Genomic DNA, 11,006 nt, shown 5'->3' with positions numbered 1-11,006 from the left:
CCAAAAAGCTTCAGAAGACGCCGCATTTTTGAAAAAAGGCGGCACCCAAAAACTTTTCGTTTTTATCAAGGAGTTGTTTTCCAAGACTCTCCGGGCGTCACTACGCCAGATATACAAGACGCGCCGCCTGCCCACGCCGCACCACCACCACCGCATTCTGCCGATATCGCCGGGCAAGGCGCAATGCCGGGGCAAGGCCCATTTTCACCGCATAGAGCGGTTCGGACCATCGGCCCAGTCGCCCTTCGCCGGGGTAATGGGGCACATGGCGCAAATCATGGGCCAGACGCGCCATCATGCGGGTATTCCATCCATCCGTCCGCCGACGCCCACCCGGATTGCACGCACTCAGCATCACGACGGTCCCCCGCCGGGGCAGGCCCGCATCGTCGGGACGTTGTCCCACCCGGACAACCGGCAGGGAGGCGGCATGATAGGTACTGAGGCGATAGGACCGGCAGGTGGCAACAGACGGGGGCAGGATGCCGCTCATGCATCCCCATCCGTCGTTTCGCCAAAGGTGGAATTGCGATGCACCCACGCAGACAGCAGCAGCCCGAACCCAAACATCACCATCAGCATGGCCGACCCGCCATAGGAAATCAGCGGCAGGGGCACGCCCCCCACCGGGATTGCCCCCATCACCATGGACAGGTTAACCGCGCAATAAAGAAAAAAGTTCATGCTGATCCCCAACCCGAGCAGCCGCCCGAACTGGTTGCGGCTGCGGATCGCGATCAGCATTCCGCCCAGGATCATCACCAGCAGCAGCCCGATCACCGCCGCCCCACCGACATACCCCCATTCCTCCGCAATCATGGTGAAGATGAAGTCGGTCTGTTTTTCCGGCAGGAAGTTAAGCTGCCCCTGTGTGCCATGCAGGTATCCCTGCCCCCACATCCCCCCCGACCCCAGCGCGATCTTCGACTGGATAATGTTGTAACCCGCCCCCAGCGGGTCATTCTCAGGATGCAGGAAGGTGATGACCCGCGCCTTCTGGTAATCATGAAGGTGGCTGTAGGCAATCCTGGTCAGGAACGGCAGCGGCGCGGCCAGCAACGCGATCTGCCACAGGCGCATCCCTGCGGCAAAGAACAGGCTGGCCCCCACGGTGGCGATAATGACCGCGGTGCCAAGATTTGGCTCCTTCAGCACCAGCCCCACCGGCACCAGCACAAGCAGCGCGGGTGGTAACAGATAAAGCGGATTGCCAATGTCACGGTAACTGATCTTGTGAAACCAGCTTGCCAGCACCAGCACCAGCGCAATCTTCGCCAGTTCCGAGGGCTGGACCTGCAATCCCCCGATCATCAACCATCGCTCCGCCCCCTTGCCCACATGCCCCATACGCAGCACCGCAACAAGCAGCAGCAGCGATACGCCATAAAGCGGCCATGCCAGACGGACCAGCACCGCCGGGCTCATCAACGCGACCCCCAGCATCATCACCAGCCCGAAGCAGAAACGGATCGTCTGCGGTTCGGCAAACGGGCGTGATGTCCCGCCACCCGCGGAGTACAACGCCCCATACCCCACTGCCGCCAGCAGGCAGATCAGCACGACATAAATCCAGTTGACCTGCCACAGCTTGGCAAGGATCTGGAAATTGGGTTCCGCCCGCAGCAGGCGTTTTTGGAAGTTCATGTCAGTCCCCCGACGGCAGCCATGGCCGTCGCGATAACGTATGCGATGGGCCGCCCCACGCCAATGGCGCGACCGTTATCCCTGATCCACGTCCGCCTGCGCCACTTCCTGGCCCGGCGATTCCTTGTGGTTGACCGGATCGCGCATCAGCGTATCGGTCATGATGTCACGCGCCAGCGGGGCCGCGACCTCCGCCCCTGCATTGCCATGTTCCACCACCACCGCCGCCGCATAACGCGGTGCGTCATAGGGGGCAAAGCAGATGAACAGGGCATGGGGGCGATATTCCCACGGCAGGTTGGCGGAATTGAAATGACCGCTTTCACGCATGGCGCGCGAAACACGGCGCACCTGCGCCGAACCCGTTTTACCCGCCATCTGCACGCCCGGAATGGCCAGACGCGCCTTGGGCGCGGTGCCGCTTTCCTCATTCACGACGGCATACATGCCCTCGCGGATCGCGTTTAGGAAATGATCGGGCATGTTCGCCATCGGCCCGGCATGGTCCAGCCCCGCCATGTCGCCAAGCCTGCCGCCAACCGCGCGCACCAGATGCGGCTGCACGTCGCGTCCACTGGCAATGCGCGAGGCATAGGTGGCAAGCTGGAGTGGCGTGACCTGCATGAAGCCCTGCCCGATGCCGCTGACGATGGTGTCGCCCCCGTTCCAGTGATGGCCATGCGCGCGCCGCCATTGCGGGGTCGGGATCAGCCCCTGACGCACATGCGGCAATTCAATGTCGAGTGGCGCACCAAGCCCGAACTGATGCGATGTCATCGCAATCGGGTCCATGCCCGTGCGACGCGCAACCTCATAGAAAAACACGTCGCAGGAGAATTTGAGCCCCTGTTTCAGCGTCAGTGACCCATGCCCATAGCGCGACCAGCAGTGAAAACGCGTACCGCCGACATCAATATAGCCAGGGCAGTTGATCCGGTCGGTTGGCGACAGCGTGCCCGCACGCAGCGCCGCCATCGCCACCGCAGGCTTGAACGTGGAACCGGGCGGATACAGGCCCGACACCGCCTTGTTAATCAGGGGGGTCTGGCTGTTGTTCGTCCATTCGACCCACTGCGCCTGGCTGACGCCACTATCGAACAGGGACGGATCAAAGGAGGGATTGCTGACCATGGCCAGCACTTCGCCATTGCGGCAGTCCATGACCACCGCGCTTGCGGACTGATCCGCGATCCGACCCAGCACCTGCTGTTGCAGCCCGCTGTCGAGGGTCAAGGCGATCTCGTTCCCCGGCCGCCCCTCGTCACGGTCCAGTTCGGCCATGATGCGGCCAACGGCATTGACCTCCATCTCCACCGAACCGACCTGCCCGCGCAGGCCCTGATCCTGTGTCTGCTCGATCCCTGAACGCCCGACGCGCATGCCCGGCAGCGCAAGTTCGGCATCCCCCGCCACGTCCTTTTCCGACGGCGGAGCCACATACCCCACCACATGCGCCAGAAGCGGGCCAAAGGGATAGACGCGCGTGGTGCCCACATCAATCAGCACGCCCGGCAGCGAAGGCATGTTGAGTTCCAGCCGCGCCATGTCATCCCATGACAGGAAATCGCGCAGCATGATGGGGATGAAGCGTCGCTTATGCCGCAATTCACGCTCGATCCGCGCGGTGTCGCGGGGCTCCAGCGGGACAAGCTGGGAAAAACGCTCCAGCGTGCCGGGCAGGTCATTCGTCTCTTCCGCCAGCAACAGCGCGCGCCAGTTCACCTTGTTCGCCGCGACAGCAATGCCGAAACGATCCGTGATGCGCCCACGCGGCGGCGCAAAAAAGCGTTTGCTTAACCGATTATTTTCCGCCAGCCGTGCATAATGGCTGCCATCACGAACCTGCAGGCCATACAGGCGTTGCGCCAGCGTGCCCAGCACCGCCCCCTGCGCCGCCATCAGCAGCAATGCGCGACGCGTGAAAACACCCCGGGAAGGATTCTTGCCTTCCTCCGGGCGGGTCATCAATCGCGTACCTGTTTTCTTAGTGCGAAACTTCATTCACCCATCCGGGCAGATCGGAAGACGTCTGATCCATAGCCCTGTTCAGGCGCGATTCGCGTCGTTGACGATAAAGTGGTAAGTCCAGACGAATATGACATAAAGCACCGGAAAGCTGCCAAATGCCAAGATGCATTCGAACATGAACGGCAGCGTTTCCACAAGATGCAGCGCAAGGGCCGAGCATAATACCCATTGAAGCGCGGTCGCGAACACCATGACAATGCCAAACACCAGCCACAACACAAAAACGTTCAGCCGCGCCAGGACGTAACGCCCCGACAGCCCCACCCCATGCACCACCAGCATGATAAGCAGCATGACGCCCGGTGGCTCGAAACTCAGCAGATCGACGCACATCCCCAGCCCGAACACCGCCACCGATGGCATCAGCGACGGGCGGAACACCGACCACAGGAAAACCGACACCTGCACGATGGCAGGCATCAGTTCCGCCTGCGCCGGGATATTGAGCGGCGCCGACAGCACCAGCGTCACCAGCAGCACGAACAGGCACGGCAGGCAATGCCGCATCAACAGGTCCGTGCCATGGGCCAACCCGGAACGTGGCTGGATTTCCGGCTTCAGCGATGGTGGGGAAAGCGGTTTCATACATGCACCCCTTCATCCCCGCTTTGGCTGGAACTGCGGCGGAAGGGTCATCGTCCGCCCAAGGGTGGGCAACGGTATGCGCCCCGGCGCATCAGGCGGCACCACCGCATCGGCATAGTTGAATATCCGCAGGATATCGAGGTGTTCCAGACCGGCGGCGGGGATCACCACCGGTGTGCCCGGACGCAGGTAATGGACATGCCCGACCGGAAGGCCGGCAGGCAGGGATTCAATTTCGCCGTTGGTCACGACGCGTTCCCCTTCCACCGGCATATTGTCCTGCGGGTAATAGATGATTTTCGGGGTGCCTGAATTATCCCCCGCCATGATCGCCGCCGCATGGCTGGATTCCAGCGTGACGGGCAGGCGGCTGGAGGAATCAGTAATCAGCAGCACGCGCGCCGAACGCTTGCCCACCTCCGTCACACGCCCCGCAAGGCCCGCGCCATCAAGGGCGATACCGTCCTTGCGCACATTGGTATCTGGATTGATGGACAGCAGCACCGCGCGCGCATACAGCCCGCTGGTGTCGCGCACCACACGCCCGGTGACATAGGACGGGGCCTCGTCAGGAATCCAGTGCAGGTTGGCCTTCAGCGTCGCATTTTCATCCGCCAGCGCGGCAGCCACATCGTACCAGTGCTGCAAATTGGCATTTTCGGTGCGCAGACGGATATTTTCCGCCTCCAGATTGCGGATGTCCTGCAGATTACCCGACAGCTCACGCAGGCGGGCCTGTGGCCATGCCACAAGCCCATAGGCCGGGGCCAGCATGTCGGCCACCTGCATGCGCATATGTTCGATCAGGGGACGGTCCGCCTTGCCAAGCAGGATGACACCACAGGCGACAAGGATAAGGAATGGCAGGACAAGCTTGCCCATCGCCTGACGGGACTGGATGGAAACCGGCATCACCATGATCCTGTCGCCCCCCTGCCCACGCATTGGCCGGACCTATCGAACGTGCCTGAAAGCCGGCCCCCCATCGTCCTGCTTTCCCCTCATTTCATCTTGTGCCCTGCCACCGCACACCATCGGCGGCGTGGCGCAGGTCATCGTCAGTACATGCTTGTCAGCACATTGCGCAACCGCTTCATTTCCTCAAGCGCGCGGCCGGTGCCCATCGCAACACATGACAGCGCGTCTTCGGCCACCGTCACCGGCAGGCCCGTCGCACGGCGCAGCACCTCGTCAAGGCGATATAGCAGCGCGCCGCCACCCGTCAGGACAATGCCCTTGTCCACGATATCAGCGGCCAGTTCGGGCGGCGTGTTTTCCAGCGCCGTTGTCACCGCATCAAGGATCTGGCTGACCGGTTCGGCCAGGCTTTCGGCGATCTGTGCCTGCGACACCACGACTTCGCGCGGCACGCCATTGATCAGGTCACGCCCCTTGACCTCCCGCCACGGCCCGGCATCATCCGGGTCATCGGGGGGAATGGCGGACCCAAGGCCGATCTTGATCTGCTCTGCCGAACTTTCACCGATCAGCAGGTTATGGTTGCGCCGGATGTAGGAGATGATCGCCTCGTCCATCTTGTCGCCGCCCACCCGGACGGAGCGGGCATAGACGATCCCCCCGAGCGAGATGACCGCAACCTCGGTCGTGCCGCCGCCGATATCGACGATCATGCTGCCCGATGGTTCGGTCACAGGCAGGCCCGCACCGATCGCGGCGGCCATCGGTTCCTCGATCAAAAAGACCTTGCGCGCGCCCGCGCTTTCGGCGCTTTCCTGAATCGCGCGGCGTTCCACCGCGGTTGACCCCGACGGGACACATACGATAATCAGCGGGCTGGCAAACATGCGTCGATTATGTACCTTGCGAATGAAATGCTTGATCATTTCTTCCGCAACTTCAAAATCGGCGATGACGCCATCGCGCAGCGGGCGGATGGCCGTAATATTGCCAGGGGTACGGCCAACCATCAGCTTGGCTTCCTCCCCAACGGCCAGAACCTGTTTCTTGCCCCGTACCTCGGCCAGGGCAACGACCGAAGGTTCATTCAGGACGACGCCGCGCCCCTTGACATAAACCAGTGTATTGGCCGTGCCGAGGTCAATCGCCATATCAGCGGACAGCAGACCCAGCACACGAGCAAACATCCAAAACTCCCGACAACAAACCAGCCATGACCCATTCCACAGCTTCAACCCGGCGACACGGCCATGACGCGCCTGTCGCCTGTCGAAAAATCTGGATCAGGTCGAGGACTTACCGGTGCTGACGGATGGGAGCAAGAGGAGACATGGTTTTAATTCGTTAATTTCTGGACGCCAAGGCGCTTTGTTACAAAATGCCCAAATTTTATCACGCAAGACATCCTTATCCTGTGCGACGCACACTACAATATGACAACCTGCCGGATGCGGCAGTTCCGCCGCCCCTGCCCAAGAGATTGAAGAGAATGACCCTTCACGATTTACTGCATCGGCCCCTTGCCATCGCGACCCTTGCCATATCCTGCATGACGATGGCCGCATGCACCGACAATTATGATCCCGGTCAGCGTGCGCTGGCCGGCGGGCTGATCGGCGCAGGGGGCGGCGCGGCGATCGGCGCGCTGGCCGGTGGGGGCGAAGGTGCCGCGATCGGTGCGCTGGCCGGGGCGGGGGGCGGCGCGGCCGTGGGTGCCGCGACCACCCCGCGCAGGCCCCGTTCCTCTGGCGGGCCGCCAAGCTATATCTGTCCCAACGGGACCGTGCTGCCCCCCGGATACTCGCCCCAGAACTGCCCCGGGGCACGTCCATCCGGTTATGGCTACGCCACGCCGTCCTATTCGCAGGGCTATCCGCAGGAAGGATATCCGCAGCAGGAAACCTATCCCCCCGGGGCCTATCCTCAGGGATCGGCCTATCCCCAGAGCGGATATTCGCAACAGGGCGGATATTACCAGCAGTAAGCCTCCCCCTTCCGCGTGGAATATGAAAAAGGGCTTTGCCGCAATGGCAAAGCCCTTTGTTTTATCTACAGGAAAACGATTTTCACCGGGTTTTTCATCGGGCGGCTTCGAGAGGCCCCGCCCGTTCGGGACAATGCGGACACCGGGGACCGTCTGTCGTTTTGCAAAATCTCGAAATCAGGGGGAACCGCCCAATCAGGCCGTCAGTTCGGCAGGCTCCGCACGGTCACGCTTGACCAGCAGCTTGTTCAGCGCATGGACATAGGCGCGCACGGCCGACACCAGGGTATCGGCATCCGCCCCCTGCCCGTCCACCATCTTGCCACCTTCCTCCAGCCGCACGGTGGTGCGGGCCTGCGCGTCGCTACCCTCCGTCACCGCGCCAACGGAATAGAGTTGCAGCGTCGCATCATGGGCGACGATGGCACGAATGGCATTGAACGCCGCATCGACCGGCCCCTGCCCCGCGACGGTCGCATGTTCTTCCTTGCCATCGACCTCCAGCGTCAGTTCGGCCTGCGCCGGGCGGCGCGACCCCGCGGATATGTCCAGCGCGACAAAGCGGATGCGGGCATGATCGCGGACTTCGTCATCGACCAGCGCGACCAGGTCCTCGTCATAAATGACCTTCTTGCGGTCGGCCAGATCCTTGAAACGGTTGAACGCATCATTGAACTGCGCCTCATCCAGCGCGTCGTACCCCATCGCCTTCAGCTTGTCGCGGAAGGCCGCGCGCCCCGAATGCTTGCCCAGCACCAGTGACGAACGCGTCCAGCCAACGCTTTCGGGCGTCATGATCTCATAGGTTGCGGCGTTCTTGAGGATACCGTCCTGATGGATGCCACTTTCATGGGCGAAGGCATTGCGCCCGACGATCGCCTTGTTCGGCTGCACATCGAACCCGGTGATGGTGGACAGCATGCGCGACATCTTCAGCAGTTTTTCGGTCTGGATACCGGTGGTATAGGGCAGGACGTCATGGCGCGTGCGCAGGACCATGACGATTTCCTCCAGCGCGGCATTGCCCGCGCGTTCGCCAATGCCGTTGATCGTGCATTCGATCTGCCGCGCGCCCGCGCGCAGGGCCGCGACCGTGTTCGCCACCCCAAGGCCGAGATCGTTATGATTGTGGGTGGAGAAAATGACCCCGTCCGCCCCCGGCACGCGCGCGCGCAGATCGGCAAAGATGCGCGCCATGTCTTCCGGCGTGGAATATCCCACCGTGTCGGGAATGTTGATCGTCGTGGCCCCGGCCTTGATCGCCGCCTCCACACAACGGCACAGGAAGTCGGGATCGGTGCGTGACCCGTCCTCCGCCGACCATTCGACGTCATCGGTGAACTGGCGCGCGGCCATGTTGCCTGCCTTGATGACCTCCAGAACGGTCTCCGGCTCCATGCGCAGCTTGTATTTCATGTGCAGCGGGGAAGTAGAGATGAAGTTGTGGATGCGCCCGCGTTTCGCCTCGCGGATCGCCTCGCCCGCGCTTGCGATGTCATTCTTGCCGCCACTGCGGGCCAGCGCACAGACAACCGCTGTCTTCACGGTGCGCGCGATCTGCGCCACGCTGTCGAAATCGCCCTTTGACGCGACGGGAAAGCCCGCCTCGATCACATCGACGCCCAGATCGCCCAGCGCCTCGGCCATCCGCAGCTTTTCAGCCATGTTCATGGAAAAACCGGGCGACTGTTCCCCGTCACGCAGGGTCGTGTCGAAAATGATGACACGGTTTTCGTCGATGCGCCCAAAGGACGGATGGTTGATGGTCATTGAAATACCTCGGACATATCCGGATGTGGGACCGGCATTCCACACCGGGCCATGCCGGGCGGGAATGCGTCATTTCGTTTCATGATGACCGCGGGACGCGGCCCGACTTTCCCCTGGGCGCACCGGAACATGCCGGCCCTGATCGCTCAGGGGCGGATAAGTCGTAGAAGACGAAGAAGTCCGGCGTGGTCGCGGGCACGCAGGGACACTGGCGCGTGCGCGCCGGTCAGACCTGCCTGAATGTGCCAGTTCGTTGCCATGGCGGGCACAATACAGCGCAAATGCCCGATTGCAACACATAATGCGCCCTCTGCCGCTTTATCCCGTAACCCGTGTCACCATGGAGGCAGAGGCGAAATACCGGTCGATCGCCTGCACCATGGCGCCCGCCACGACCATCCGGTGCGCCGACTGCCGCAGCGCGGCTTCGTCGAGATGGTTGGACATGAACCCCATTTCCACCAGAACCGACGGAATATCCGCCGATTTCAGCACCACGAAGGAGGCATGCCGCGCCGGATGCGTCAGCAGGCTGATGCGCGGGCGGAAGGAGGACACGATGCTGCTGGCCATGTGTGCCGCGCCATGGCGGGTTTCCTCGGTTACAAGGCTGGCGAGGATTTCCTGCACCTCGGGCGAGGTCGCATGCACCTGCGGGCCGCCAAACCGGTCCGCACTGTTTTCCGATCGCGCGATCGCCGCCGCCTGTGCATCGGATGCGTGCGACGACAGGGTATAGACGCTGGCCCCACGCACAAGGCGGTCATGCAGCGCATCGGCATGCATGGAAATGAACAGGGACGCCTTGTGCGCATGCGCAAGGTCAACACGCCCTTCCAACGGGATAAAGCGGTCATCGGCGCGCGTCATCGCCACGCGGTAACGCCCGCTGCTGACAAGCTGGCGCTCCAGCTCCGCGGCGGCGGCCTCCGCCACGTGTTTTTCATAGGTGCCCGAAACGCCGATCGCCCCCGGGTCCTTTCCGCCATGCCCGGGGTCGAGCATGATCAGCGGACGCGGCGGCTGCGCCCGTCCCACGATGGCCGGACGATGCAGCCCCCCGCCCCCGGCGACATTGGATGCCGCGGCATGGCCGGGGACGTGGGATGGAGCATGAAATACGGGATTATGGGCAGCCGGATGATGCGTGGTGGCGCACATCGCACGGCGCGGGGCGATGACGGCCATGGCGATGCCCGCCAGCAACGCCCGTCGGCGCACCGCCGCGCGCACCGATAGCGGACCTGTCCCCAACCCGCCATTTTCGCATGCCCCGCCAGCGGGCATCGCGACAGGCGCCGTAATGGCGGGCCCTGTGGTTGCCGCAGTCGTGACGACGGGTTTCCCCACGGTGTGCGCGGCGGGAATGTCGCGGGCGTGCATATCGGCGGAAGATACGGTGCGCATGCTGCGATACGGCCTTCATCGGACGGGTCTGGTGTCAGGATCAGGCCACGATATCACCACGACGCGCCCGCGTCAGCGGGATAAACATTCCCAAGGCTTGCAGGAAGCGCGCGGTTGCGCCATGGTGCCTGACAGTGGTGGGCGTGCGACGTCCGAACGTCAGGCCGACGGGAACTTGCCCGTGCCCTGACACGCCGTTCGACGGCGCAAATCCATCCGGCAGCCAGCAGGCGCGCGCCCGCAAGCCTTTTCCGGACCGAATCCATGTCACGGAAATGCCGCTCCAGCGGATCATGCGCGCGACAGAAGGCCACCGCACCGACGCTCCCGATCGACAGGAGGCCAGGTGACACGGACCCGTCGATATTTTTTTCACGAAGGCTCCCTCCCGCCATGGCAGGACCGGGCCTTCCCCAAGATGACCAAGGATGGAGTGATGGCCACGGTGGACATATCCGCCGACGCGACAGGAACATGCATGTCATGGCACGGCTCCACGCCGGGCCACGATGCCACGCATGCCGTCGCCGTCGCGCGTGACGACCACCATGGGGTCACGACCGGATGGGGTCACCCTTTCATTGATGTTGCTGTCCGTTCCCATTCCCGTTCCCGCCGCCTCCCGGGCATTCCCTGGGGCACCGCGCGGGCCGGACGCACGAACCGGACA

At 62.9% G+C, this 11,006-nt stretch carries 11 protein-coding genes; 1 reads left to right on the top strand and 10 read right to left on the bottom strand.

Annotated elements, in window-relative coordinates:
• Positions 1 to 100 precede the first annotated feature (100 nt).
• The 6 genes from B7G66_RS09435 to B7G66_RS09410 form a co-directional block, all read right to left on the bottom strand.
• The gene (locus B7G66_RS09435) at positions 101 to 493 is read right to left on the bottom strand and encodes a DUF3293 domain-containing protein (RefSeq protein ID WP_003617873.1); all 393 of its coding nucleotides are present in this window, start codon (positions 491 to 493) and stop codon (positions 101 to 103) included.
• Positions 490 to 1,644, bottom strand: coding sequence for a rod shape-determining protein RodA (rodA, locus tag B7G66_RS09430; RefSeq protein WP_048859137.1), 1,155 nt, complete (start codon positions 1,642 to 1,644; stop codon positions 490 to 492). Before rodA ends, B7G66_RS09435 begins: the two co-directional genes overlap by 4 nt.
• Positions 1,645 to 1,719: 75 nt before the next feature.
• Positions 1,720 to 3,645, bottom strand: a complete 1,926-nt coding sequence (gene mrdA, locus B7G66_RS09425) for a penicillin-binding protein 2 (RefSeq protein WP_040510452.1) — start codon at positions 3,643 to 3,645, stop codon at positions 1,720 to 1,722.
• Between the two features lie 45 nt (positions 3,646 to 3,690).
• The gene (locus B7G66_RS09420) at positions 3,691 to 4,257 is read right to left on the bottom strand and encodes a hypothetical protein (RefSeq protein ID WP_003617871.1); all 567 of its coding nucleotides are present in this window, start codon (positions 4,255 to 4,257) and stop codon (positions 3,691 to 3,693) included.
• A 12-nt stretch (positions 4,258 to 4,269) separates the two neighbouring features.
• Positions 4,270 to 5,169 carry a rod shape-determining protein MreC gene (mreC, locus tag B7G66_RS09415; RefSeq protein WP_040511490.1) on the bottom strand — a complete coding sequence of 300 codons (900 nt, stop codon included), beginning with the start codon at positions 5,167 to 5,169 and terminating at the stop codon, positions 4,270 to 4,272.
• 146 nt (positions 5,170 to 5,315) lie between these two features.
• Positions 5,316 to 6,362 carry a rod shape-determining protein gene (locus B7G66_RS09410; RefSeq protein WP_003617867.1) on the bottom strand — a complete coding sequence of 349 codons (1,047 nt, stop codon included), beginning with the start codon at positions 6,360 to 6,362 and terminating at the stop codon, positions 5,316 to 5,318.
• A 302-nt stretch (positions 6,363 to 6,664) separates the two neighbouring features.
• Here B7G66_RS09410 and B7G66_RS09405 point away from each other — a divergent pair, with 302 nt between their 5' ends.
• Positions 6,665 to 7,159, top strand: a complete 495-nt coding sequence (locus B7G66_RS09405) for a hypothetical protein (RefSeq protein ID WP_003617865.1) — start codon at positions 6,665 to 6,667, stop codon at positions 7,157 to 7,159.
• Between the two features lie 195 nt (positions 7,160 to 7,354).
• Here B7G66_RS09405 and B7G66_RS09400 read toward each other — a convergent pair whose 3' ends face one another.
• The 4 genes from B7G66_RS09400 to B7G66_RS18965 form a co-directional block, all read right to left on the bottom strand.
• Positions 7,355 to 8,929 (bottom strand): 2-isopropylmalate synthase, encoded by a 1,575-nt coding sequence (locus tag B7G66_RS09400; RefSeq protein ID WP_003617864.1) that lies wholly within the window; start codon positions 8,927 to 8,929, stop codon positions 7,355 to 7,357.
• A 318-nt stretch (positions 8,930 to 9,247) separates the two neighbouring features.
• Positions 9,248 to 10,117, bottom strand: coding sequence for an N-acetylmuramoyl-L-alanine amidase family protein (locus B7G66_RS09395; protein ID WP_174805743.1), 870 nt, complete (start codon positions 10,115 to 10,117; stop codon positions 9,248 to 9,250).
• Positions 10,118 to 10,389: 272 nt separating this feature from the next.
• The gene (locus B7G66_RS09390) at positions 10,390 to 10,731 is read right to left on the bottom strand and encodes a hypothetical protein (protein ID WP_003617861.1); all 342 of its coding nucleotides are present in this window, start codon (positions 10,729 to 10,731) and stop codon (positions 10,390 to 10,392) included.
• 86 nt (positions 10,732 to 10,817) lie between these two features.
• Positions 10,818 to 10,940: a hypothetical protein gene (locus tag B7G66_RS18965; protein WP_003617860.1), complete on the bottom strand. Its 123-nt coding sequence runs from the start codon at positions 10,938 to 10,940 to the stop codon at positions 10,818 to 10,820.
• Positions 10,941 to 11,006: the final 66 nt, after the last annotated feature.

Source organism: Novacetimonas hansenii JCM 7643 (assembly GCF_000964405.1).
GTDB lineage: Bacteria > Pseudomonadota > Alphaproteobacteria > Acetobacterales > Acetobacteraceae > Novacetimonas > Novacetimonas hansenii.
This window is presented reverse-complemented; position numbering and strand designations above follow the sequence as displayed.

Coding starts and splice junctions, on each gene's coding strand:
- B7G66_RS09435 (WP_003617873.1), bottom strand. CDS start 493: ATGAGCGGCATCCTGCCCCCGTCTGTTGCCACCTGCCGGTCCTATCGC.
- rodA (WP_048859137.1), bottom strand. CDS start 1,644: ATGAACTTCCAAAAACGCCTGCTGCGGGCGGAACCCAATTTCCAGATC.
- mrdA (WP_040510452.1), bottom strand. CDS start 3,645: ATGAAGTTTCGCACTAAGAAAACAGGTACGCGATTGATGACCCGCCCG.
- B7G66_RS09420 (WP_003617871.1), bottom strand. CDS start 4,257: ATGAAACCGCTTTCCCCACCATCGCTGAAGCCGGAAATCCAGCCACGT.
- mreC (WP_040511490.1), bottom strand. CDS start 5,169: ATGCCGGTTTCCATCCAGTCCCGTCAGGCGATGGGCAAGCTTGTCCTG.
- B7G66_RS09410 (WP_003617867.1), bottom strand. CDS start 6,362: ATGTTTGCTCGTGTGCTGGGTCTGCTGTCCGCTGATATGGCGATTGAC.
- B7G66_RS09405 (WP_003617865.1), top strand. CDS start 6,665: ATGACCCTTCACGATTTACTGCATCGGCCCCTTGCCATCGCGACCCTT.
- B7G66_RS09400 (WP_003617864.1), bottom strand. CDS start 8,929: ATGACCATCAACCATCCGTCCTTTGGGCGCATCGACGAAAACCGTGTC.
- B7G66_RS09395 (WP_174805743.1), bottom strand. CDS start 10,117: ATGGCCGTCATCGCCCCGCGCCGTGCGATGTGCGCCACCACGCATCAT.
- B7G66_RS09390 (WP_003617861.1), bottom strand. CDS start 10,731: ATGGCGGGAGGGAGCCTTCGTGAAAAAAATATCGACGGGTCCGTGTCA.
- B7G66_RS18965 (WP_003617860.1), bottom strand. CDS start 10,940: ATGGGAACGGACAGCAACATCAATGAAAGGGTGACCCCATCCGGTCGT.